A 24,659-nucleotide genomic window follows, 5' to 3' on the forward strand; every position below is an offset into this window, starting at 1 on the left:
CAGGCAGCACGGTGCAAGGCACGGGCTGCGCCCGTGTTCGCGGGCAAGCCCGCTCCTACAACGAGCGCGCAACACTCGCGTGATACCTTTTCCTGCGTCGTCCGGTGATGAGTGCAGAACCTTCATTTTCTGCACCTACAGGACCCTCGCACAATGCCCCGCTTGCCCTTCAAGGCCCTGAGCCTTGCCATTGCCATGGCCGCCCTGTCCCCCATGGCGATGGCGGCCGATGTTACCCCGCGCACCTATCACCTTGCAGCCGGCCCGTTGGCTGACGTGCTGGCGCGCTTCGCCGCCAGCGCAGGGGTCCTGTTATCGTTCGACCCAGCCCTGCTCAAGGGCGTGCAAAGCCAGGGCCTGGACGGCAGCTACAGCATCGCTGAAGGCTTCGCCCGCCTGCTGGCCGGTAGCGGCTATAGCCTGATCAGCACCGACAGCGGTGGCTACACCCTGGCGCCGACAGTCGACCTGGGCAATGCCCTGGAACTGGGGGCGACCACCATCAACAGCGACCTGGCAGCCAGCAGCGACACCTGGCAAGGCGGCCAGGTAGCCCGCAGCGCCCGCCTGGGCGTACTCGGCGACCAAGCCATCAGCGACGTGCCGTTCAGCGTCACCAGCTACACCGCCAAGACCATCGCCGACCAACAAGCCCGTACCCTGGGCGATGTGCTGCTCAACGACGCCTCTGTGCGCCAGTCGGCTGGCTTTGGCAACTTCTCGCAGGTGTTCACTATCCGCGGCCTGCCGCTGAACACCGATGACATCAGCTACAACGGCCTGTACGGCGTACTGCCACGGCAAATCATCACCACCGAAGCCTTGGAACGGGTCGAAGTATTCAAGGGGCCCAATGCTTTCCTCAACGGTGTCGCCCCCCAAGGCAGCGGCATCGGCGGCGCGGTCAACCTGGTGCCCAAGCGCGCCGAAGACACGCCAACGCGCCACGTCACCCTCGACTACGCCACCGGTGCCAACGTGGGTGGCCACCTCGACCTGGGCAAGCGCTTTGGCGAGGACAACCGCTTCGGTGCACGCATCAACCTGGCCCAGCACGACGGCGGCACCGGCGTGCATGAAGAGGCGCAGCATTCCACCCTGGTGGCCGTGGCCCTGGACTACCGTGGCGAACGCCTGCGACTGTCCACCGACCTGGGCTATCAAAAGGAGCGCATCAACCAGGGCCGTGCGGTGATCTATCCGACCGGCACCAAGGTGCCTCACGCCCCCTCGGCGCGCGACAATTACTCCCAGGACTGGACCTGGTCGCAGCTCGAAGACACCTATGGCATGGTCAACGGCGAGTACGACCTCAACGACAACTGGATGCTGTACGCTGGCGCCGGCGCCAAGCACACCCGCGAGAACGGCGAGTATTCCTCGTTGTATGTCAGCGATGAAAACGGCACCGCACGCGGCGGTTACCTGTACCCGCCGCACGATGAGGACAACAAGAGCGCCATGGCCGGCATCAATGGCCGCTTCGCCACCGGGCCGGTCAGCCACCGGGTCAACTTCGGCCTCTCCGGCATGTGGGGCGAGCAGCGTTCGGCTTACGCAGCGGTAACCGCCGCCAACCGCTTTGACAGCAACCTCTACCACCCGGTCAAGGTGCCGCGGCCAACCAACACCTACACCGGCAGCGACCTGCATGACCCGCGCATCGTCGGCAAGAACCGCGTGAAGAGCGCGGCGGTGTCCGACACCCTGGGCCTGTTCGATGATCGCCTGCTGCTGACCGTGGGCGTGCGCAGGCAAACCATCGAAGTGGATGGCTGGGCCACTGCCTCGGGTGCGCGTAACGCCAACTATGAGGAGTCGGTAACGACGCCTGTGTATGGCCTGGTGCTCAAGCCTTGGGAGCATGTGTCGTTCTATGCAAACCGCATCGAAGGCCTGGCCCAGGGTCCGACCGCACCGTCGAGCGTGAGCAACGCCAACGAAGTATTCCCGCCCAAGCGCAGCAAGCAGGTAGAGGCCGGGGTCAAGCTGGACTGGAACAGCTTTGGCGCCACCCTCGGCGTGTACCGTATCGAGCAGCCCAGCAGCACCACCTTCCGCGCCCCAGGCGCTGAAAAAGACACCTTCAGCATGGATGGCGAGCAGATCAACAAAGGCGTCGAACTGAACCTGTTCGGCGAGCCGGTGGAGGGCTTGCGCCTGCTGACGGGCGCGGTGTTCATGCACACCGAGTTGAAGAACACTGCCAATGGTAGCAATGACGGCAACCGAGCCCCCGGGGTACCGCGCTTCCAGTACAACCTCGGTGCGGACTGGGACGTGCCCGGCATTCAAGGCGCCGCGCTCAGTGCCCGTGTGCTACGCACTGGTGGCCAGTATGTGAATACGGCCAACAGCCTGAGCATCCCGGCCTGGACCCGGGTGGACCTGGGCGGGCGCTACAGCTTCAAGGTGGATGACAAGCAAGTGACGTTGCGGGCCAATGTCGAGAACGTGGCGAACAAGGCGTACTGGGCGTCGGCGTCGACCTCGAACAATTATTTGACCCAGGGTACGCCGCGGGTTTTGCGGTTGTCGGCCAGTGTGGATTTTTGAGGGGCCTTGAAGTTTAAGCCTTGAGAGTTGCAGCGCCTGGCAGATCGAGCGCCGCCCGCGCGGCGCTTCGCGGCTAAAGCCGCTCCTACGTTTGTTTCGGGCCAATTATTCCTGTGGGATTCGCGCGCGAACGCCTTGGCGCATGTCTCGATATCGCGTCGTACAGTTGCGCGCGAACGCCCTGGCGCATGTCTCGATATCGCGTCGTACAAACAAGGCGGTCGCGCGCGCCTGGCACAGGATGGACTGGCCCGAAACAAACGTAGGAGCGGCTTTAGCCGCGAAGCGCCGCGCGGGCGGCGCTCGATTTCAACCCCACCACAAAATCCAAGACATGCACCTAGCAGCACCAACCGCCGCTAAAGTACAGTCTCCCCATGAACAAATACGCCCCCCGCCAGTGGCTCCCCCACGAAAAACCCAGCCTGCCGGGCTCCCCCTCCACGCCCCTGCACACGCCAGCCAAACGCCTGGCCTACGGCGTGGTCGGGCTGCTGGTGGCCATCACCGGCGGCCTGGGCAACGCGCTGGTCACCGCCAACCTGGTGTTCCTCCAGGGTGCACTGGGCGCTACCACGGCGGAAATGGCCTGGCTGCCAGCCGCCTATGTCATGACCAACGTGTCCATCAACCTGCTGCTGGTGAAGTTCCGCCAGCAGTTCGGCCTGCGTGCCTTCACCGAGGTGTTCCTGGTGCTGTATGCCCTGGTCACTTTCGCCCACCTGCTGGTCAACGACCTCAACTCGGCCATCGCCGTACGCGCGGCCCACGGCATGGTCGGCGCGGCGCTCAGTTCGCTGGGGCTGTACTACATGATCCAGGCGTTCCCGGCGCAATGGCGGCTGAAAGCAATGGTGCTGGGGCTGGGCGCCTCGCAGCTGGCGTTGCCGCTGGCGCGGATCTTCTCCGAAGACTTGCTGCAGATTGCCGAATGGCGCGGGCTGTACCTGTTCGAGCTGGGCCTGACACTGGCCGCACTGGGTTGTGTGCTGATGCTCAAGCTGCCCCCCGGTGACCGCTTCAAGACCTTCGAACCGCTGGACTTCCTGACCTTTTCGCTGATGGCCAGCGGCACCGCGCTGCTCTGCGCCGTGCTGTCGCTGGGGCGTATCGACTGGTGGCTGGAGGCGCCATGGATCGGCGTGGCCCTGGCGGCCTCGATCGCCCTGATATTCAGTGGCCTGGCCATCGAGCACAACCGCAGCAACCCGTTGCTGATGACCCACTGGCTGGGCAGCGGCGCCATCATTCGCCTGGCCCTGTGCGTGGTGCTGATCCGCATGGTGACCTCGGAGCAATCCACTGGCGCGGTCGGTTTTTTGCAAGCGCTGAACATGGGCAGCGAGCAGATGCGCACGCTGTACTGGATCATGCTGCTGGGCGCTGTGGCCGGCCTGGCCAGCAGTGCCCTCACCATTAACCCCAACCACCTGGTGATCCCGCTGTTCGTCTCGCTGCTGGCCATGGCCGCCGGCGCCTTCATGGACAGCAGTTCAAGCAACCTCACGCGCCCGGCACAGATGTATTTCAGCCAGTTTTTGCTGGCATTCGGCAGCACCTTCTTCCTCGGCCCCTCCATGGCACTGGGCATCAGCCATGTGCGCGCCAACCCGCGCAACCTGGTGAGCTTTTCGGTGCTGTTCGGTATCTGCAACAACCTTGGCGGCCTGATTGGCGCGGCGTTGCTGGGCACCTTCCAGACCTGGCGGGAAAAATTCCACTCCAGCCACCTGATGGACCGCCTCAGCTACCTTGAGCCGCTGGTGAATGCCCGGGTGCAAAGCGGCGGTGCCGGTTACGGCGGCATCATCGCCGACCCGGCCCTGCGCAGCGAAGCCGGCATGCGCCTGCTGGCCAGTGCCGCCACCCGCGAAGCGAATGTGATGGCCTACAACGATGTGTTCGTGCTGATCGGCAGTATCGCTATCCTGACCATGATCTGGATCTGCATCCGCAGCACCTGGCTCTGGTACACGAAACGCCAAGCCAATTCCACCGATTCCACCCCCGGCGCGCCCACCCGATGACCGACGACACCCGCACCACAACCACCACCGCCATCGCCGAAACCCCGGAAGGCGTCACCCCGCCCAGCGAACCGACCAGCCCGGTACGCTCGCGGCGGGTGCGTATCCTGTCCTCGATCAGTTTCGCTTGCGTGGCCCTGGCCGGCATCCTGCTGGTGCTGTATGCCTGGCGCCTGCCACCGTTCAGGAGCGCCATCGAAAGCACCGAGAATGCCCTGGTACGCGGCCAGGTGACCATAATCGGCCCGCAACTGAGCGGCTACATCGTCGACGTGCCGGTGCACGACTTCCAGTTCGTCAAGGCTGGTGAACTGCTGGTGCAACTGGACGACCGTATCTACAAGCAGCGCCTGGCCCAGGCCATCGCCCAGTTGCAGCAACAGCAGGCGGCCTTGGCCAACAACCTGCAGCAGCGCAACAGCGCCGACGCCACCATTGCCCAGCGCCAGGCCGCGATCAGCGACGCCGCCGCCCAGGCAGCCAAGGCCAGGGCCGACCTGAGCCGCAACCAGGCCCTGGTCAGCGACGGCTCGGTGTCGCGCCGTGACCTGGACCTGGCCCGGGCCAGCGAAGCCGCTGCGGTCGCCAGCCTGGCCCAGGCCAAGGCTGCGTTGAAGATTGCCCGCCAGGACCGGGAAACGGTGGTGGTCAACCGGGCCGCGCTGGAGGCTTCGGTGGAAAACGCCAAGGCCGCCGTGGAACTGGCGCGTATTGACCTCGACAACACCCGCGTCACCGCCCCACGCGACGGCCAGCTGGGGCAGATCGGCACGCGCCTGGGGGCCTATGTCAATTCCGGCGCGCAGCTGATGGCGCTGGTGCCCGACACCTTGTGGGTGATCGCCAACATGAAGGAAACCCAGATGGCCGATGTACGCATCGGCCAGCCGGTGAGCTTTACCGTGGATGCGCTCAACCACCTGAAGTTGCAGGGGCATGTACAGCAGATTTCACCCGCCACCGGCTCGGAGTTCGCCTTGCTGCAGGCGGACAACGCCACCGGCAACTTCGTCAAGATTGCCCAGCGTATTCCGGTGCGGATCACCGTGGATGCCGACCAGCCAGAGGCCAAGCGCTTGCGGCCGGGGATGTCGGTGGTGGTCAGTATCGATACCCATCATCAAGATTGATGGTGTTGCTGCTGGCCTCTTCGCGGGTAAACCCGCGCCTACAAAAACCGCGCAATATTCAAAGACAGCGCGGTCCCTGTAGGAGCGGGTTTACCCGCGAAGAGGCCAGTAAAGCATAAGCAGAGATGCCGTCGTGCCACGATTGCGCCGCTCTAGGCCGTGGGTTTTAATCGCGCACGATCCGTTCCCAAGGAAGCTTCACCATGTACAGGAAGATCGTGCCGCTGGCGCTGTTGGCAACCCTGGCGGGTTGCTCCGACAACAAGGACACCCGCGAGGCCAGTTTCCACAAGGCCGCCCAGGCCTACCTCGACAGTCAGTACCCGCACTGCTTCGTCGCCACTAAATTCCCCAGCAAAACCCAGGATTTCGACCTCCATGGCACCAACAACGCGTTACATGCCCTGGCCCAGGTGGGCGTGGTCACCGAAAAGGAGATTTCGCGCACCGAGGTGCCTGCCCGCCTGTGGCAGGCCGCGCGCACCGACGTCTATTACGCCTATGAGCTAACCGACGAAGGCCGCAAGTATTACCAGGCAGATAACGGGCTGTGCTTTGGCAAGGCGCAAGTTACGGCTATTGAGCAATTCAGTGAGCCAAGCAAGGCAACCGGGCAGGAACGGGCGAATGTGACCTATGCCTACAAGATCACCGGGTTGCCGGCCTGGGCCGCTGATGAAAGGGTGAAGGCCAGCATCGCCGAGCTGGGCAAGGCAGTGGCCAGTCAAGACACGCCGCTCAAGGATACCCGGGCAATGGTACTGACCAGCCAGGGTTGGGTGCATGAGCAGTTGCATGTTGAATAGATGTTCCCTGCACCGGCCCTTTCGCGGGTAAACCCGCTCCTACAGAGGTTCGCTATCGTTGTAGGAGCGGGTTTACCCGCGAAGAGGCCGCTACAGGCTTACATCCACCAAGCCAGCACCACCGGCAACCAGGCAAACGACAGCACGGTCGAGCACATCACCAGGTTCGCCACTTGCTCCGGCTCGCGGTTGGCCCGCACCGCCATCAGGTAGTTGAACACCGCCACCGGCATCGCCGACTGCACCACCAGCACGGCCCGCTCCAGGTTCTGCATACCCAACGCCGCGCCCACCGCCCAGCCCACTGCAGCGCCCAGGCCAATGCGCAAAGCGCCCAACAGCATGCCGCTACCTACATGGCGCAGGCGAATGCTGGCCAGCGACACCCCAAGGGTCAGCAGCATCAGCGGGATGGTCATGCCACCCAGCAAATCCGCGGTGTTGGCCAGCCAGCGGGGCAGCTCGAAATCGAGAAAAATGATCGGCATGGCGCCGGCCAGGCTGATCACGATGGGGTTGCGTAGCAGTGCCTTGAGCGAAGCTGCGGTTCCGGAAATGGCCATGCCGAGGGTGAACTGCACGATCGACAGGGTCAGGAAAAACGCCACGGCCAGCGCCAGGCCATGCTCACCGAAGGCGTACAGGCTGATCGGCAGGCCCATGTTGCCGGTGTTGGGGAACATGAACGCTGGCAGCAACACCCGCCAGTGCATGCCCGAAGCACGGCACACCAGCAAACCGGCCACGGCCATGCCCAGGGTACACAGCAGGCAGGCCACGGCCATGCTGGTAAAGGCGTCCGGGTTTAGTTCGGTGCGGCTGAGGGTGGACAGCACCAGCGACGGCGTGCCAACGGTCATTACCACCCGGGCGATGAATTCGGTGGGGTAGTCCAGGCCCTTGCGGGCCCATGCATAGCCGATGCCAGCGACAATGAAAACCGGGGCCAGGACTGCGAACAACGAAGCGAACATGGGGCCATCCTTGGGGAGTATATGGGCTGGATTATGCCGTAACCTGCACGATTGCTGGGGCCCTTTCCGACCTGGCAAGGCTCCACCTGGCCGGCATCGATTTCAAGGGAGGCATGGGGCCTGTAGGAGCGGCCTTGTGTCGCGAAAGGGCTGCAAAGCAGCCCCGGCAATTTGTGCATCTGTGCTGAAACCCGGGGGCTGCTTCGCAGCCCTTTCGCGACACAAGGCCGCTCCTACAAGGGCCAGTGCTGGCCAAGAGATTTATGCAAGCACGCCTTACTTACGGGCCTCCAGAATCAGGTTGAACGGCGTTTGCGTCGCCCGCCGGAAGCGGCGGAACCCCGCCTCTTCGAACACCGCCCGCAAACGCGCCTCGCCAGCCTGCGCGCCCAACCCCAGCCCCACTTCCTGCGACAACGAGTTCGGCGTGCAGATGAACGTAGACGCCGCATAGAACAGCCGCCCAACCGGTGTCAGGTTGCCCTCCAGCGAATCCTCGGCGTAGGGCTCCACCAGCATCACCGTACCGTCGGCCTTCAACGCGCGGTAGGCATGCTTGGCAGCCCCCACCGGGTCGCCCATGTCGTGCAGGCAATCGAAGAAGCACACCAGGTCATGGTCATGCCCCGGGTAGTCCTTGGCGCTGGCCTGCTGGAAGCTCACTCGCCCCTCCAGCCCGGCCTCACGCGCACGCTCGCTGGCGGTGGCAATGGACGGTGCGTGATAGTCGTAGCCTGTGAAGCTAGAGGCCGGAAACGCCTGGGCCAGGACCAGGGTCGAAGCACCATGCCCACAACCGACATCCGCCACTTTGGCCCCAGCCTGCAGCTTGCCCACCACCCCCTCAAGCGCCGGCAACCAGTCGGCCACCAGGAAGGTGCGGTATCCGGGCCGGAAGAAGCGCTCGGTACCACTGAACATGCACGGATGATGGTCGCCCCAGGCCAACCCACCGTCCCCACGCATGGCCGTCACCAACTTGTCCTTGTCATGAAACAGCGCAGCGATCACTGCCGCGCCCCCGGCCATGTAGGCGGGCGAATCCTCCAGCGCCAAGGTCATGGCCTGCTCCTCGGGCAGCACGAAGCTGCCGTTGTCATGCACCATGTAGCCCGCTGCCGCCTGGGCGTTGAGCCATTCCCGCACCAGTCGCGGGTGGCAGCCGGCCTTTTCCGCCAGCGCCTCGGCGGTGGTCGGCTGGCTGTCGGCCATGGCCCGGTACAGCCCCAACTCATCACCCAGGATGACGTTGGCCAGGGTGGCCGCCGCGCCCATGTCGCCCACCAGCTTGCCCATGAAATCGTGAAGCCTTGCCTCGTCCATGACCTGCCCTCCTCTGCAAGAAGGCCATCGCCAGCGAGGGAACTCCGCTCCGGGGAGGCGGTGGTCGGTTCAGGGTTTTGAGCTCGCCGTACAACGCACGACTGCGAGCTGCTTGTAAGTCTAGATGGTCTGGATAGGCGAAATGGGATCCCGGCTATATAGCTCATGACATCATTCTGTAGGTAACAATTTCTAAACAACGATGTGACATTTTTTTTCAGCTTTCTTATCAAGGAGCTGGTAAATGAAGGTCACGGTTTTCGGCACTGGCTATGTTGGCCTCACCCAGGCGGTGTGCCTGGCCCAGGTCGGGCATTCGGTGTTGTGCATGGATGTCAACGGCGAGCGGGTCGCCGCCCTTAACGAAGGGCACTGCCCAATCTTCGAGCCTGGCCTGGCGCCGCTGCTGGAGAAGAACCTGGCCTGCGGGCGCCTGCGCTTCACCACCGATGCCGGGGAAGCGAGCCGGTATGCCAGGCTGCAGTTCATCGCCGTCGGCACGCCGCCGCAGGCCGATGGCAGCGCCGACATGCGGCATGTGTTCGCCGTGGTCGACAGCATTCTTGAACATGCCGATGGCCCAAAGGTCATCGTCAACAAATCCACTTCACCGGTCGGCACGGTGGACCGCATAAGGGCCCGTATCGGTCAGGCCGTGGCCGATACCGAACAGTTCCAGGTCATCAGCAACCCGGAGTTCCTCAAGGAAGGTTCGGCACTGGATGACTGCATGCGCCCGGAGCGCATCATCATCGGCGGTGCCGCGCCAGCCGAAGTCGAGCTGCTGCGCGAGCTGTACCTGCCGTTTAGCCGCAACCGCGAAAAACTCATGATCATGGACGCACGCAGCGCCGAGCTGACCAAGTACGCGGCCAACTGCATGCTGGCGACCAAAATCTCGTTCATCAACGAAATCGCCAACCTGGCCGAACACCTGGGCGCCGATATCGAGATGGTGCGCCGTGGCATCGGTTCGGACCCGCGCATCGGTTACGACTTCATCTACGCCGGCTGCGGCTTTGGCGGTTCGTGCTTCCCCAAGGACCTGCAGGCGCTGCGCAAGAGTGCCGAGGCCGAAGGCTTCGAACCGCAACTGCTGCGCGCCGTGGAGTCGGTCAACGAGCGGCAGAAAAGCCGGCTGTTCGACAAGATCCAGCGTCACTATCCAGGCGGTGTGCGTGGCAAGGTCTTCGCCTTGTGGGGCCTGTCGTTCAAGCCCAACACCAATGACATCCGCGAAGCCTCCAGCCGAGTCCTGCTCGAAGCCCTGTGGGCCGCTGGCGCAAGCGTCCAAGCCCACGACCCGCAGGCCATGGAGGAAATCCAGCGCCACTATGGCCCACGCCCAGACCTGAAACTGGTGCCGTGCAAGGACGACGCCCTGCTCGGCGCCGATGCTCTGGTAATCGTCACCGAGTGGCAGGACTACCGGGTGCTGAACCTGGACAAGGTACCGCAGCAGCTGGCCGACCGCGTGGTGTTCGACGGCCGCAACCTGTTCGAACCTGAGCACATGGCCGCCGCCGGCCTCGCGTACTACGGCATCGGCCGTGGCAAGGTGCAGCCGCCATGCCCGTACTGATCACCGGCGCGGCCGGCTTTATCGGTTTTCACCTCGCCCGCCGGCTGTGCGAAGCGGGCATCGAGGTGGTGGGTATCGACAACCTCAATGCCTACTACAGCGTCGAGCTGAAACTGGCGCGCCTGCAGCAATTGTTCACCTACCCCAACTTCCGCTTCCAGACCCTCGACATCGCCAACGCGGCCGATCTGCAACAGCTGTTTGCCGGCCAGGCGTTCAGCGAAGTGATCCACCTGGCGGCACAGGCCGGTGTGCGCTACTCGCTGGACAACCCCAGCGCCTACGGCCAGTCCAACCTGGTCGGTTTTCTCAACCTGCTGGAGGCCTGCCGCCAGCAGCCACCGCGCCACCTGATCTACGCCTCCAGCAGTTCGGTGTACGGCGCCAACACCAAGCAGCCGTTCAGCGTCGATGACCCGGTCGAACAGCCGGTTTCGCTGTATGCCGCGAGCAAGCGCGCCAACGAACTGATGGCGCACAGCTACGCGCACCTGTACCAGCTGCCGGTCACCGGCTTGCGCTTCTTCACCGTGTATGGCCCGTGGGGCCGGCCCGACATGGCCCTTTTCAAGTTTACCCAGGCAATGCTCGAAGGCCGCCCCATCGAGGTTTACAACCACGGTCAGATGGCACGCGACTTCACCTACATCGACGACATCGTCGAAAGCATCCAGCGCCTGCGCCTGAAGCCGCCACAGGCTGGCGCCGGGCAACCGCCCTGCCAGCTGTTCAACATCGGCTGCGGCCAGCCGGTACGCCTATTGGAATTCGTCGAATGCCTGGAGGATGCCTTGGGCATGAAGGCCCGGCGCGAGTACCTGCCATTGCAGGCGGGTGACGTGCTGGAAACCTGGGCAGATGTGAGTTCGCTGGCACGCTGGATCAACTTTTCACCAAGCACACCACTGCAACACGGGGTCGCCGCCTTCGTTGGCTGGTACCGGGACTTCTATCGGCTTTGAACCACGCAATCACTACAAGAACACAGGTAGCCTCAATGACAGATCCACTTGACCTCTCGGTACTGATCCCCGCCAAGAATGAGGTCGACAACCTGCCGGCACTGCTGGCGGAAATCCGCACGGCGCTGGCCGCTGAAAACTATGAAGTACTGGTGGTCGACGATGGCAGCAGCGACCGCACCCTGACGGTGCTGCAGCAAATGAAACAACAGGGTTTCACCCAGTTGCGCATCCTGCGCCATGATCGCTCGCTGGGCCAAAGCACTTCGATCTGGCACGCTGCCCAGGCTGCGCGCGGCCGCTGGCTGGCCACCCTGGACGGTGACGGGCAGAACGACCCGGCGGATATTCCCGGCATGCTCGCCCTGGTGCGCGGCAGTGAAGACCTCGGCGGCGGCATCAAGCTGGTGGCCGGGCACCGCGTCAACCGTCGCGACACTGCCAGCAAGCGCTGGGCCTCGCGCTTTGCCAACGGCCTGCGCAGCCGCCTGCTCAAGGACGCCACCCCGGACACCGGCTGCGGCCTGAAGCTGATCGAGCGCGCCGCCTTCCTGCGCCTGCCCTATTTCGACCACATGCACCGCTTCATTCCGGCGCTGATCCTGCGCCACAACGGCCGCATGCTGGTGCACCCGGTCAACCACCGCCCGCGCCACGCCGGGGTGTCCAAGTACGGCAACCTGGACCGCGCGCTGGTCGGCATTCTCGACCTGTTCGGGGTTTGGTGGCTGATCCGCCGTACACGCCTCGACACGCGCCCACAGGAGCTCGAAGGATGACCCGCGAAACCCTTTGGCTGATCGTCGGCTTCGCCGGCCAGGCCGTGTTCACCGGCCGTTTTGTGCTGCAGTGGCTGTACAGCGAATTCAAGCGCCGCAGCGTGATCCCGGTGGGCTTCTGGTACCTGAGCATGCTCGGCAGCGCCTTGCTGCTGATATACGCCATCTACCGCGAAGACCCGGTGTTCATCATCGGCCAGTCGTTCGGCCTGCTGGTCTACCTGCGCAACCTGCAGCTGATCGCCCGACACCAAGAGCAGAAGGAATAGCCCTTGCCAAGGTTCAAGACCCTCGGGGCCGAGCGCCTGGCGCTGGTTGCCCTCGCCCTGTTGTTGGTGGGTGCTGGCATCGGCTGGCGCCAGCCGATGAACGTCGATGAAGAACGCTTCCTCGGTGTCGCCCTGGAAATGCTGCAGAGCGGCAATTGGTTCATCCCCCATCGCGCTGCGGAAATCTACGGCGACAAACCACCACTGTTCATGTGGACCGTGGCCCTGTTCAGCTACCTGACCGGCTCGCCCAAGGTCGCCCTGTACCTGCCAGGCCTGCTGTCGGCAGCAACCATCACGCTGGTGCTGCATGACCTGGGCCGGCGCCTGTGGAACCGGCGTATCGGCGTAATTGCCGCCCTGCTGTTCCTGGCCACGTACCAGAGCTATAGCATCCTGCGCACGGGCCAGATCGACAGCTTCCTGTGCCTGTGGGTGGCGCTGGGTTTCTACGGCCTGGTTCGCCATCTGCTGCTGGGGCCGGCCTGGGGCTGGTTCTACCTGGCCTGCGCAGCCATGGGCCTGGGTATCATCAGCAAGGGTGTGGGTTTTGTCCCGGCGCTGATGCTGCTGCCTTATGCCTGGGCCGTGCGCAAGCGCTGGCACGGGGTGGTAGCCATGCCCGGCCAGGGCTGGCGCTGGAGCCTGGGGCTGGTGTGGCTGCTGGCCGGCTGTGCGGTGTGGCTGCTGCCGTTGCTGGTATCCATTGCCCAAGGCGGTGGCGCGGCGGAACTGGCCTACCTCAAGGAGATCCTGCTGCGCCAGACCGCCAGCCGTTATGCCAACGCCTGGGACCACCGTGAGCCGTTCTGGTATTTCTTCGTCAAGGTCATTCCCAAGTACTGGATGCCGCTGATCCTGGCCCTACCATGGCTGGTGCCGGCGTGGCGCCGGCAGTTGCAGAAGCGCGACGGGCGCTTCCTGCTGCTGCTCGGCTGGGTGGCCCTGGTACTGCTGTTCTTCAGCCTCAGCAGCGGCAAGCGCAAGCTGTACATCTTCCCGGCATTGCCCGGCCTAGTGCTGGCCATCGCCCCGCTGGTGCCATGGCTGCTCAAGCGTTGGTTCCTGAGCCGGCCAGCCTGGCGCAAGGCCTTCGTCGCCGTGGCCCTGGTGTGGTTCTGCCTGTGGTTCGCGCGTGGTTTCGTCGAGCCCATCAAGGAAGGCCGCAACCCTCACGAAACACTGATGGCCGAAACCGCACGCGCCACCGGCGGCGCCGAGCTGGTACTGGTCAATTGGCGCGAGGGGCACTGGCTGTTTGCCCGCCAGCCGATTGTCCACTTTGGTTTCACCGGCCAGTCCAAAGCCGATGCGGCTGCTTACTGGCTACGCCATAACCCCACGGCCTTTGCCCTGATTCCGGCAACGGAACTGGGCCGCTGCTTCAGTGCCGACAAGGCGCGCAAGCTGGGCAAAACCTCGCGTGCCGAGTGGTACGTGGTGGGTGCCGATGCCGACAACGGCCAATGCCAGCCCGACGCACCCAGCCAGGTCTACCATTTTGCCTGGGCGAACACGCCCGGGAACCTGAAAACCGCCGCACAGGCTCCCGCACAATGACTAGCCAAACGGCTACTACGACCCGCGCACCGGCCACCTGCTGCTGCTCAGCGACCAGTCGAAGAACATCTCCGAACTCGAAGGCGACGGCCGCTTCGTCAGCATTCGCTCGTAGCGCGCCGGGTTTTGGGGGCTTGGCCGAGATGCACCGCAGCCCGAAGGCATGACCATGGACAGCGCCGGCAACCTGTACGTGGCCAGCGAGCCGAACCTGTTCTACCGGTTCGGCAAGCCCTGATTAGCCTGTAGGAGCGGCCTTGTGTCGCGATAGGGCTGCGAAGCAGCCCCACGGTTTCAGCGCAGATGCACAAATTGCTGGGGCTGCTTCGCAGCCCTATCGCGACGCAAGGCCGCTCCTACATGGAATGCGCATTGCTTGAAATTTCCATCACGCTAGGGCGCAGGCGGATTGAGCTGCAACACCTCATTGGTGTACGCCCATTCCTTCTGTACCTGATCCGGATGGTCGTTCAGGCGAATGCCATAGGACGGGATGATCTGCTTGATCTTCGCCTGCCACTCGGGCGATGCCACCTTGTCCTTGAACACCTTGTTCAGCACATCGAGCATGATCGGCGGTGCAGTCGAGGCGCCGGGTGAGGCCCCTAGCAGGCCGGCAATGCTACCGTCCTTGGAGGTCACCACCTCGGTGCCGAGCTTGAGCACACCACCCAAGGCCTCGTCTTTCTTGATGATCTGCACCCGTTGGCCAGCCTGCCACAAACGCCAGTCCTCTTTCTTCGCCTCGGGGAAGTAAGTACGCAGCGCCTCAAAGCGGTCATTGTCGGACTGCAGCACCTGGCCGATCAGGTACTGCACCAGGTCGAACTCGCGTACCCCAACCCGCACCATCGGCCAAGCGTTGTGCACGCTGGTACTGGCAAGCAGGTCGAGCAGCGAGCCCTGCTTGAGGAACTTGGTGGAGAAGGTGGCGAACGGCCCGAACAGGATCATGCGTTTGCCATCGAGCACCCGAGTGTCCAGGTGCGGCACCGACATAGGCGGCGCGCCGGTGGCGGCAATGCCATAGGCCTTGGCCATGTGACGCTGGGCAATGGCTGGGTTGTCGGTTACCAGGAACGAGCCGCCGACCGGGAAGCCGGCATAGTCCTTGGCCTCGTCGATACCCGACTTCTGCAGTAATGGCAAGGCCGCGCCACCCGCGCCAATGAACAGGAACTTGGCGTCGGTGGCCGTTTTGCTGCCGTCTTTCAGGTTCTTGTACTCGACATGCCAGGAGCCGTCACCGTTGCGGGTGATGTCCTGCACTTCGCTCGACAGCTTGAGGTCGAAGTTCGGCCGGGTCTGCAGGTAGCCCACGTACTGCCGGGTGATTTCACCAAAGTTCACGTCAGTGCCAATCGGCGTCCAGGTCACGGCCAGTTTCTGGTTGGGGTCGCGGCCCTCCATCATCAGCGGCACCCACTTGCTGATCTGCTGGTGGTCTTCGGAGTACTGCATGGGTTTGAACAACGGGCTGGCCTGCAGCGCCTCGTAGCGTTTTTTCAGGAAGCGGATGTTGTCGTCGCCCCAGACAAAGCTCATGTGCGGGGTGGTGTTGATGAAAGAGTGCGGGTTCTTCAGCACGCCTTGCTTGACTTGCCAAGCGAGGAACTGGCGGGTGACCTGGAACGACTCGTTGATCTCCACCGCCTTGCTGATGTCGATCTTGCCGTCCTTCTCCGGGGTGTAGTTCAACTCGGCCAGGGCCGAGTGGCCGGTACCCGCGTTGTTCCAGCCGTTGGAGCTTTCCTCGGCCACCTTGTCCAGGCGCTCGACCATTTCCATCGACCAGCCCGGCTCCAGTTCGTTGAGCCACACCGCCAGGGTGGAACTCATGATACCGCCGCCCACCAGCATGACATCGACCTTCCTGGTTTCTGCAGCCTGGGCATTGAGCATGCCGATTGCCAAGGCCAGCCCGGCCAGCGCCAGTTTCGGTTTGATGGTGATCTTCATAACCTCTCCCATACCTCGTTGCTATCCGTTATGTCCAGCCACAAGCTTAGTTGATGGAATTAGTCGGGTATGGCTGACGCACAAGCACTTGCAATCCATCACATCTCAAAATACTGTATGAATATTCAGTATAGCAGGACAGCACCATGCAACTCATCGCCAAACTCGGCATCCTCGCCGACGCTGCCAAGTACGACGCTTCCTGCGCCAGCAGCGGCGCGCCCAAGCGCAACTCGCGCGGCGGCGATGGGCTGGGGGCGACCAACGGCATGGGCATCTGTCACAGCTACACCCCCGACGGCCGCTGCGTGTCGCTACTCAAGGTGTTGCTGACCAACTTCTGCCTGTACGACTGCCAGTACTGCGTCAATCGCCGTTCCAGCAACGTGCCGCGCGCCCGCTTCACGCCCGAGGAAGTGGTACGCCTGACCCTGGACTTCTACCGGCGCAATTGCATCAGCGGCCTGTTCCTCAGCTCCGGCATCATCCGCTCGGCGGACTACACCATGGAGCAACTGATCCGCGTGGCCCGGCTGCTGCGCGAAGAACACAACTTCCGCGGTTACATTCACCTCAAGACCATCCCCGATGCCGACCCGTTGCTGATCGAAGAGGCAGGCCGGCTGGCCGACCGCCTCAGCGTCAACATCGAGCTACCCACTGACGCCAGCCTCAAGCGCCTGGCACCCGAGAAGCAAGCACACACCATTCGCCAGGCCATGGGCGTTATTCACCAGGGCCAGCAAGCCGTGGCCAACGAACCCAAGGCACCTCGCTTCACCCCGGCCGGGCAAAGCACCCAGGTCATCGTCGGCGCCGACAGTACCGACGACAGCACCCTGCTGCGCAATGCCGAGTCGCTGTACCAGGGTTACGGCCTCAAGCGCGTGTATTACTCCGCCTTCAGCCCGATCCCCGACAGCCCGGGCAGCGTGCCCTTGGCCGCGCCACCGCTGCTGCGCGAGCACCGCCTGTACCAAGCCGACTTCCTGCTGCGTGGCTATGGCTACAAGGCCGGCGAACTGCTGGGCCAGAGTGGCAACCTGGCGCTGGACATCGACCCCAAGCTGGCCTGGGCGCTGGCCAACCGCGACGTCTTCCCGCTGGACGTGAACCGCGCCGAACCGGCGCTACTGGCCCGCATCCCCGGCATCGGCCTGCGCAGCGTGCAGCGCCTGGTCGCCCTGCGGCGGGAACGGCGCATCCGTTATGACGACCTGATCCAGCTGCGCTGTGTGCTGGACAAGGCACGGCCGTTCATCGTCACCAGCGATTACCGCCCGGCCCAGGCCGAGCTGCGCAGTGGCTTGTTACGGGCGCGTTTGCGTGAGCCGCAGGCGCCGGTGCAGATGGGGTTGTGGGGGTGATCGCGCTCGACTGCGACGACCTGTTCGCCATCTGGCGCGACCAGGCCCGGGTGTTGCTGGGGCATGGCATCGACCCGGCGCAAGTCACCTGGTCACAGGGCCCGATGGCTGACCTGCTGGCAGTGCCGACAGCGCCCCCTGAAGGGCCCGGCCCATTTCGTGCCAAGGTTCCGGCAGCGCTGTTGAGCCAGCTGGAACAGGCAGCCCGTTATCGTGGAGAGCAACGCTGGAACCTGCTGTATGAAGTACTGTGGCGCGTGGCCCATGGCGACCGCACGGCGATGCTGGCGGGGGACCGGTTGGGCAGTGAGCTGCAACGGCGCATCAAGCAGGTAACCCGGGAGGCGCACCACCTGCATGCGTTTGTACGCTTCGTGCCGTTGCCTGATGCCCTGGTTGAGCATTTGCAGCTTGATCTGGTGGCCTACCACGAGCCGGCGCATGACATTCTGGAGAGTGCCAGCCCACACTTCGCCGACCGCCTGGGGCGTTTGCGCTGGTTGATCGCCACACCTCAGGATGGCATTCGCTTCGACGGCCAGGCATTCGACTACCAGCGACAGTGCCCCGAGCCTTGGCGCCAGTGGGCCCGCAACGCCGAAGACCCCGGCGCAGAGCTATGGCGCACTTACTATCGCCATACTTTCAACCCTGCACGCCTCAACCCCGATGCTTTGCGCCTGCACATGCCCGGGCGGTTCTGGCGGCATTTGCCGGAGGGTATGCTGATTCCGCAGCTTGAAGGCCTGGCACGCCAAGGCAAACAGCGGGACGGCCAAGCCCTGGAAGTGGCCACCCAAGCTGGCAAACAAATCAGCAAGCCTGCGCGGTCGGTGTAGGCAATCGCCCAGCTGTCGGGCAGTGGCTCAATTCCAACAGGCACCGCAACCTCATTGAGTTGGCAGGAACCTGTGGGAGCGGGCAAGCCCGCGAAGAATCCAGCGCGGTATATGGCACCGGCTGCGCCGGTGTTCGCGGGTAAACCCGCTCCTACACGAATTACCGCAGCCTTCAAGGCAGACGCAATCCCGGCAAGCCTTTAGATTTTGTGCGAGACATGCCGCCTGCGCTGATTGCATCAGTCCAGCAACCACCCGGCATCGCCCTCCTCCAGCACACCACCGTGATCAGTCCGGTCGCCCTTGCGCGCTACAGCCGCGCCCTCAATCAAGAAGTGCTCAGCGCCACTTTCGATTACAGCACCACAGGTGGTCCGGTCCCCCACCCTGGCAACCGCCCTGCCATTGAACGTATACGTAGTACTGCCGCTCTCTACCTGGTTAACGCCATGCAGCGGGCAACTATGCCGGTGACCTACCAGGACAACAGGGTTCATTGGACCTCTCCTTCAGTCGGCGCAGTACGGGACTCGCGATCAATCGCCTCTGGCCAATGAACCTTCGGCGCCAGGCAGTGCATGTGGCTGAGGCCATCGTCATCGTTCCAGTCACGGGGTGGGTGCACGAACTTCGGCAGGGCTTCGGGGCCTTGCTGCATGAACAGCCGGGCGATGGCCCAGTAGGCCTCGCCGTGGTAGAGGTCGTGGGTGAAGAACACGCGGTCAATGACTTCGTTGGTTTCCGGGTTGCGGACTGACAGCATGACGTTTTCGATCAGGCCGCCGTGGCCGGGGGCGTAGACTCGGTAGACTTCGGCGGTTACGTCGTCCCAGTTGTACGCGACAGGCTTGACGCCCCAGTGTTTGCGGCTGAACAGATGGATGTAGTGGAATCTGAATTGATAGAGGTAGATTTTTCGGCGTAGGCGATTGAAGCGAATGGGTTCGTCCCTTGGGAGCGTGAGGTCCATTTTTACATGAGATGCGATGGCCCACATAGCGACTAAGGGGATTAGCAATATAACAAAGACGACGAACCAGTCACCCGCCCAGTCAACACTGAGCATGAGCCAACATAGATATACAAGCACCCCAAAGGATGCGACCAAACCTGGAATCCAAAGCAAAGCCACTACACCACGCAGACTGATGGTAGACCGAGGCAACTCCAGGCAAACTTCATCAATAAAGTTTGGCGCTGGCTTTATGTCTCCAAAACCAAAGGAAGGAACCATCTGCGAACGAACATCAGGGAGGTCATGGCTCCAACACAGAGCCCGCTTCCATATCACTCCGGGCTTAGTTTTCATTCATTAGTCTCTTTGATGCAAGCTTCAACATAAGCACTCGGCAGCTCACTATCTGGCCAGTACATTATCAGCAGTGTCACAGCACCGATACTATGCGGTCCGATGCTAGCCGAAAGTTCTATAGAACCATAAATTTCCAGCCAAGACACGGCCATCTCACCTTCGTCTGTCGACAGCCTTCTTCTATTCACTCCAAAATCACTTCTATAGTCCGGAAATTTTGGCTTGGCAGAGCCTTGAAACTTTGTTGCCTTAGTGAGGGCTTCAACTGGCAGGGCTCGATATTCATCGACAAGCAGAGTCTCTCCACCAATGAAATCCGGAAAATTTCCGTCGCCATGACGATGCACTACTAACGACCAGCGATAGGCTGAACGCTCATCACTATACCCAGGCAATACGATTTGGAATTTAAGCTTATGCTCCAACTCCATGTGGACCAACCCTCCTATTTTGGAAGATTCCGGTACACTTGAAATTATTGACTCAAAGTTAGCCTTCACCTGAACACCAAGTGCAGCAGCATTAAGCTCTGCATACGCGATGTCTACGTATTCAGGAACATTCCAATGCACGGCCCTTTTTTCACCGCCCTTCCCAAAGTAGCAGCGTCGCGCCCAACGCTCCAGAGCATTAGATTCAGTTTGCCCAGCCCACTTGATCATTGCGTATGCACTGAGCCCCAGCACTATTGCCAGACCTAAAGGCCCTAACGTAAGAGACTTGAGAGCTGCGTACGCAAACACTCCAGTTGAAATACCATATACAAAACCTGCGCCAGCATATATCAGACCAGCTGTGTTATCCCCAACTGCAAATGTTCGTTTAGCGGCAGAAGATGCTTGCACTGCATCAAAAATCCCGGCCACTGTACTTATCATGGCCCCGAGTCTTATCAGCGACACCGCAGTTCCAGATGTGCTTTTGGCCCAAGACTCACCAATGCGGGCGCCACTTGACCTCAACATGAGTCCAACCAGCTCAATTTGCCCACCCAATATTCCAAGTTGAGATCCCTGCAACGCCAACTTGGCCTCATGTGCCTTGGGCCCAATCTCCGCTTCCGCTTTTTCCTGATTCCTGGCCAAGCTGTCTTGCTGCAAATACAACCCACCTATCGCCAGCAGCAATTCCCAACTGCCTGCCACCCCACGTAGGCCTGAGAAACCAGTCCGCACCAACTGACCCGCCTGCTGCGCAGTAATCTTCAGCCCCTGAAGCAATCTGCGTGCATTGGTGTCCAGCGTTCCTGCCACCACCGAAATATCTACCAACGTACGCTGCGCCCAACTACTCGCCTGAGTCACCTTCATGTTGGCTTCCTCAAACAACCGGCCATGCACCTCCTCGGCCTTACCTTCGACCCACACCGTCACACTGATCATGTTGTTGGTAAAGCGCGGGTCGAGCACCGCCAGGCTCATCAGCCCGTGCTGGATAATCGGCCGCACTTTCTGCATCGACTTCATCGAACCAAACTCGAAGTCATCAATGTTGCGATGCATCCTGTCCCGCGCCTCGGCGATGGAGGCATTGGCCTTGTGCTGCAACTCGCGCAAGTGGGCACTCTGCAGGGCGTAGTACTCGCCCAGCTTCATCTTCACTTCCAGCTCGATCAGGTGCACGCCGTTATAGAGAAACTGGGTAGCGCTATTCAGGTGCCGCACGGCGTTTTGCACACTAGGTGGCAAGCTGGACGCCAGGCGCTGGCTGGCCGCATTGAGCGCGCTCTGCGTTTCGGCGATGGCCTGTTTGAGCGTGTTGCGCATGCGCAAGCCTGCGTCGTCGCTGGCGATGATTTTGGTCAGCACGCCGTAGAGCTTGTCGCTGTCGTTCCAGTTGATGGCTTCTGGGGTCGAAAAACTGGGAAGTAGTCCGGCCAGCAGCGAGCGGTCACGCATCAGCAAGGCGCGGTAGGGAGGACTGTCAGGATCCTGCAGCCATTTCAACCAGAGTAATTCGCTGGTTCCGGCAGCGGGGCTGCATGGTTCAACGCTGGGTACCACAGCCTCCGTGACGCCACCACCCAGACACAGTGCCATGGTCTTGGCATACGCCACGCCGGATTCGCGATTGTTGCCATTGTAGTCGTACTGTTCTGCAACCTTGAACATGGGCGTGTCGAACAATGCCACGTAGGCTTGCGCATCCTTGTCGATGTAGCGCTGAAACTCGCTTTCTTGCTGCTCGTATTCAGCCTGAAATGCGGCCCGTTGCGGTTCGTGGTACCGCTCTTCAAGTCGCTCGTCACTTTCCTGCTGCGCACGCTCCACCAGACGCTGACGTTCCACCGCCGGGTCCACGAACACTGGCGGCCCGTCCCCCGTCAGCGGCTCCAGTGACGGTACCTTCTGCGCTGCCCATTCCCTATGCGTGGCACGAATCACCTGCAAGATCTGCGAGGTCTGCAACTGATAAGCCCGCATGGGCTCTTCACGCCAGACCTGACGCTTCACCACCCAGTTCAGACGCTGGTGGTTGTACTCCTGAATCAGGCCAATAGTGTCGTCGAGCACCACCGCCAGCACGCCGTTTTCCAGCTTGTGCCGGTTCATCGCATTGATCACATAACCACGCAGGGCGAACCTGCGCAGCCAGCGACTGTGAAAGCCATGCGCACTGTCGAAGGGTGAACAAGCGTGTTGGCTGTACTCGAACACTTCCTTGTCGACCTGCAAACTGTCGGGCGTCATGGCGAGCCCCAGCAGCTCAGGATTGTTGCGCGCCTGGATCAGGTCCAGGCCTTCAAACCGATGCGCCGGCGCCTCACCCCTTTTGTAGGCGTTCAGCACACTGACCGGCCAGGCATCGCTGGAGAAGGCCAGCCAGGCGCTGCCATATTTATTGGTATCGATGTTGAGAAAGGCAGAAGGAATATCGTGGTCTTCATGCACGCACTTTTCCGGCAGTGGCCTTGGCGGGCCGACTGGCGGCTCGTAGGGGTTGAAGCGGCGCAGGTGGCCTTGTTCACTGACGGCATAGGCATGCCAGACCTGCTGGTCGAGCAGTACGTACAGGTAACCCATGCGCAAGGTGCGCACCCCCATCTTCGCCGAGATATGCAGGCTGCCGGCCACGGTGGTGACACATTCCGGGCGGGTATCCGGCACCAGGGCGCGGCGCAGCGGCAGGATCGGCAGGCCCTGGCGCTGGCAGGACATGCACTGGTCGTGCGGCAGCCCGGCCTCAGCGACGGCGAGGGCAATACGTTGGCTGATGGTCACAAGCAACACTCCGATTTCGGCAGGGATTCAGTCAGGCGACGCCAATGCGCCTCGGAGTAACGAGCAAGCAATGGCGCAAGCGGTAGCTGCTCTCTGGAGGCGGCATCGATCATGCTGCGCACAGCGGCAAGGGTGTGTATGCGGGGGTGGATGCACAGCTGATGCAGGGCGAGAACCACGAGGTCTTCTGCATCGCTCAACCCCAGCCCCCGCGCGTCATCGATATGGTTCGATGCACGTACGGCAGCAAACGGCGGAATCTGACACTGGCTGGCATCGGTCGAGCTCGCCCGCAACATTCTCCAGCTGGCCAGCGCACGCTCAACCAGCGCCACATCGTCCTGAATGCGTTGTGCAGGGTCGGGCAGTGGATGCCGCTGCCCACTCTGCCCTTTCAGGTTCACCAACCTTCCACCGCTACTCAGGAACAACCAGTTGCCGATCGGCCACCATGGGCCTTGTTCCACCTGCTTGAAGGTCGCCGCGAGTAACTCCAGGCGTACCGGCTCGTAGACCGGGTAAAAGCTGAATTCCCGTTTCGCATTGGGTACCTGGCACAAGCCCGCGAGGTGCGCGGCTATGGTGGCCGACGGCGCTTCACTGAACAGCCAACCGCACAGGTAGCGCCGTCGCTGAAACAGCCCCCTCTGCGCGGCCTGGGCAGTCAGTTGCAACAATGAGCGACTGGGCTCAGTTCCAGGTGCAGCCAGACAAACCAACACGGGGTGCAAATGGGGTGCTTGGGCTAGATCTGTACGGTGAACACGGGTCAATGCACTTTCACCCAACGCGCTGCGAAGCTGGGCAAGCAAGGCATCGTCGTCACTGTCTTCGGTCGCAAGCGGGTCGATCAGCACATGGCAGTGCAAGTGGGGCGCATGCTGTTTTTCAATGAGGCTGGCCAGATCATCAGTACCCATCAGAGCTCGCCCTCACACTTGCTGCTGGCATTCGGCGTCAACGCCAGCAACGGGTCGCTGCCTGAACCTTTCGCAGAAGCTTTTGTTTGCCCCAGCAGGTCAAGTGTCAGCCCGTTGATGGTGATACCCCGCTGATCCAGCACGATACTGCCACCCGGGGTTGTCAGCTCGATGCGCTCACTGGCCCGTAGCTGATAGACCGTCGTTAGCTGCTCCATGCCGTTCCCGACATTGACCTTTTGCGCACCTTTGACGACGAGTCCACTGTCGTTGCCGATGAAGACATGCTGATTGCCCTCAGTGGATTCGCTACGGTTGTTGCCGACTTTCTCTGACAGGTCTTGCTTGATCTCCACCTGGCAGCTCTGGCCGATTAACTGCTCATGGTTGCCACCTGTTTCCTGGCGGTAATGGTTACCGATGCTCAGTTGCTCGTCATTGCCCACCTGCTCGACCCGGTTCCGCGCGACCCGCGTGGTCTCATCATTGCCGACCACATTGTTCTGGTCCCGTTGGGCATGAATGAACACTTCCTCCTTGCCCAGTTCGTCTTCGAAACGCAGTTCATTGAAGCCATTGCCCTTGTGGGTCTGGCTCTTGATGGTCATGCGCGTCTTGTGTTTGGGCAGGTCGTAAGGCGGGAGCTGATCGCCGCAGTAGGTGCGCCCGGTGATCATCGGCTGGTCGGGGTCAGCGTTGACGTACTGGATGATCACGTCCTGGCCAATCCGTGGAATCGCCATCGAGCCCCAGCTGCCGCCGGCCCAGCCTTGCGACACCCGTACCCAGCAGGAACTGAATTCGTTGTTGTTGCTCTCCCGGTCCCAAGGGAAGCTGACCTTGACCCGGCCCCACTCGTCGCAATAGATCTCCTCGCCGGGCGGGCCAACCACGGTGGCCATGTGCGGGCCGTCGATACGCGGTTTGGCCAGCGGTGCCGGGCGCCATTCACCTCGGCCGGGCACCAGCACGGCTTCTTGCTGGTAACGGGTGCCTTGCTCGGCGCCGGCGGCCTCTTCCTGCAAGCTGGTGAACTGGACGCCTTCGTGGTGCACGCTGATCGTGCGCCAGTG

Annotated in this window: 19 protein-coding genes and 1 pseudogene; 12 read left to right on the forward strand and 8 right to left on the reverse strand. The window is 62.2% G+C overall.

The annotated features are described in order from the left end of the window. Window positions 1-153: 153 nt before the first annotated feature. The 4 genes from ACIP1G_RS22445 (at window position 154) to ACIP1G_RS22460 (ending at window position 6,519) form a co-directional block, all read left to right on the forward strand. A complete protein-coding gene (locus ACIP1G_RS22445; RefSeq protein ID WP_400740881.1) occupies window positions 154-2,556 on the forward strand; it encodes a TonB-dependent siderophore receptor in 2,403 nt (800 codons plus the stop codon). A gap of 377 nt (window positions 2,557-2,933) precedes the next feature. Then, the gene (locus tag ACIP1G_RS22450; RefSeq protein WP_400740882.1) at window positions 2,934-4,583 is read left to right on the forward strand and encodes an MFS transporter; all 1,650 of its coding nucleotides are present in this window, start codon (window positions 2,934-2,936) and stop codon (window positions 4,581-4,583) included. Beyond that, the gene (locus tag ACIP1G_RS22455) at window positions 4,580-5,713 is read left to right on the forward strand and encodes an HlyD family secretion protein (RefSeq protein ID WP_400740883.1); all 1,134 of its coding nucleotides are present in this window, start codon (window positions 4,580-4,582) and stop codon (window positions 5,711-5,713) included. Before ACIP1G_RS22450 ends, ACIP1G_RS22455 begins: the two co-directional genes overlap by 4 nt. A 203-nt stretch (window positions 5,714-5,916) precedes the next feature. After that, window positions 5,917-6,519 carry a hypothetical protein gene (locus ACIP1G_RS22460; RefSeq protein WP_400740884.1) on the forward strand — a complete coding sequence of 201 codons (603 nt, stop codon included), beginning with the start codon at window positions 5,917-5,919 and terminating at the stop codon, window positions 6,517-6,519. A gap of 98 nt (window positions 6,520-6,617) precedes the next feature. Here ACIP1G_RS22460 and ACIP1G_RS22465 read toward each other — a convergent pair whose 3' ends face one another. Continuing rightward, window positions 6,618-7,493, reverse strand: coding sequence for an AEC family transporter (locus tag ACIP1G_RS22465; protein WP_400740886.1), 876 nt, complete (start codon window positions 7,491-7,493; stop codon window positions 6,618-6,620). A gap of 276 nt (window positions 7,494-7,769) precedes the next feature. Next, window positions 7,770-8,816 carry a class I SAM-dependent methyltransferase gene (locus ACIP1G_RS22470; RefSeq protein ID WP_400740888.1) on the reverse strand — a complete coding sequence of 349 codons (1,047 nt, stop codon included), beginning with the start codon at window positions 8,814-8,816 and terminating at the stop codon, window positions 7,770-7,772. A 244-nt stretch (window positions 8,817-9,060) separates the two neighbouring features. Between ACIP1G_RS22470 and ACIP1G_RS22475 the strand changes: the two genes are divergently transcribed. The 6 genes and pseudogenes from ACIP1G_RS22475 to ACIP1G_RS22500 form a co-directional block, all read left to right on the forward strand. Beyond that, the gene (locus tag ACIP1G_RS22475) at window positions 9,061-10,398 is read left to right on the forward strand and encodes a UDP-glucose dehydrogenase family protein (protein WP_400740890.1); all 1,338 of its coding nucleotides are present in this window, start codon (window positions 9,061-9,063) and stop codon (window positions 10,396-10,398) included. Next, window positions 10,386-11,360, forward strand: coding sequence for an NAD-dependent epimerase (locus tag ACIP1G_RS22480; protein ID WP_400740891.1), 975 nt, complete (start codon window positions 10,386-10,388; stop codon window positions 11,358-11,360). The genes ACIP1G_RS22475 and ACIP1G_RS22480 overlap by 13 nt, the downstream gene beginning before the upstream one ends. Window positions 11,361-11,395: 35 nt before the next feature. Next, a complete protein-coding gene (locus ACIP1G_RS22485) occupies window positions 11,396-12,139 on the forward strand; it encodes a glycosyltransferase family 2 protein (protein ID WP_400740893.1) in 744 nt (247 codons plus the stop codon). Beyond that, on the forward strand, window positions 12,136-12,408 hold the full coding sequence (locus ACIP1G_RS22490) for a lipid-A-disaccharide synthase N-terminal domain-containing protein (RefSeq protein ID WP_400740895.1): 273 nt from the start codon (window positions 12,136-12,138) through the stop codon (window positions 12,406-12,408). The genes ACIP1G_RS22485 and ACIP1G_RS22490 overlap by 4 nt, the downstream gene beginning before the upstream one ends. A 3-nt stretch (window positions 12,409-12,411) precedes the next feature. Next, the gene (locus tag ACIP1G_RS22495; protein ID WP_400740897.1) at window positions 12,412-13,968 is read left to right on the forward strand and encodes an ArnT family glycosyltransferase; all 1,557 of its coding nucleotides are present in this window, start codon (window positions 12,412-12,414) and stop codon (window positions 13,966-13,968) included. Window positions 13,969-13,975: 7 nt separating this feature from the next. After that, window positions 13,976-14,206, forward strand: a pseudogene (locus ACIP1G_RS22500) (SdiA-regulated domain-containing protein); the annotation flags it as partial. Window positions 14,207-14,361: 155 nt separating this feature from the next. Here the strand turns inward: ACIP1G_RS22500 and mqo are convergent. Further along, entirely contained in the window at window positions 14,362-15,927 is a 1,566-nt protein-coding gene (gene mqo / locus ACIP1G_RS22505) for a malate dehydrogenase (quinone) (RefSeq protein WP_400740899.1), read from the reverse strand. A gap of 146 nt (window positions 15,928-16,073) precedes the next feature. Between mqo and ACIP1G_RS22510 the strand changes: the two genes are divergently transcribed. After that, window positions 16,074-17,294, forward strand: coding sequence for a putative DNA modification/repair radical SAM protein (locus ACIP1G_RS22510; protein WP_400740900.1), 1,221 nt, complete (start codon window positions 16,074-16,076; stop codon window positions 17,292-17,294). Next, window positions 17,285-18,133 (forward strand): TIGR03915 family putative DNA repair protein, encoded by an 849-nt coding sequence (locus ACIP1G_RS22515; protein WP_400740901.1) that lies wholly within the window; start codon window positions 17,285-17,287, stop codon window positions 18,131-18,133. Before ACIP1G_RS22510 ends, ACIP1G_RS22515 begins: the two co-directional genes overlap by 10 nt. A 239-nt stretch (window positions 18,134-18,372) precedes the next feature. On the opposite strand, the gene ACIP1G_RS22520 is transcribed toward ACIP1G_RS22515, so the two are convergent. The 5 genes from ACIP1G_RS22520 to ACIP1G_RS22540 all read right to left on the reverse strand — a co-directional run. Further along, window positions 18,373-18,630, reverse strand: a complete 258-nt coding sequence (locus ACIP1G_RS22520) for a PAAR domain-containing protein (RefSeq protein ID WP_400740902.1) — start codon at window positions 18,628-18,630, stop codon at window positions 18,373-18,375. Continuing rightward, the gene (locus ACIP1G_RS22525) at window positions 18,627-19,442 is read right to left on the reverse strand and encodes a DUF6708 domain-containing protein (protein ID WP_400740904.1); all 816 of its coding nucleotides are present in this window, start codon (window positions 19,440-19,442) and stop codon (window positions 18,627-18,629) included. Before ACIP1G_RS22525 ends, ACIP1G_RS22520 begins: the two co-directional genes overlap by 4 nt. Continuing rightward, a complete protein-coding gene (locus ACIP1G_RS22530; protein WP_400740906.1) occupies window positions 19,439-22,666 on the reverse strand; it encodes a T6SS effector BTH_I2691 family protein in 3,228 nt (1,075 codons plus the stop codon). The genes ACIP1G_RS22525 and ACIP1G_RS22530 overlap by 4 nt, the downstream gene beginning before the upstream one ends. Next, complete coding sequence (locus tag ACIP1G_RS22535) at window positions 22,663-23,586, reverse strand: hypothetical protein (RefSeq protein WP_400740908.1); 924 nt, start codon at window positions 23,584-23,586, stop codon at window positions 22,663-22,665. The genes ACIP1G_RS22530 and ACIP1G_RS22535 overlap by 4 nt, the downstream gene beginning before the upstream one ends. Beyond that, window positions 23,586-24,659, reverse strand: a 1,074-nt coding sequence (locus ACIP1G_RS22540) for a type VI secretion system Vgr family protein (RefSeq protein ID WP_400740910.1), incomplete at its 5' end; no start/stop codon positions are given. The genes ACIP1G_RS22540 and ACIP1G_RS22535, both read right to left, overlap by 1 nt.

The sequence above is a fragment of the Pseudomonas sp. NPDC089392 genome, assembly GCF_044749595.1.
Classification (GTDB): Bacteria; Pseudomonadota; Gammaproteobacteria; order Pseudomonadales; family Pseudomonadaceae; genus Aquipseudomonas.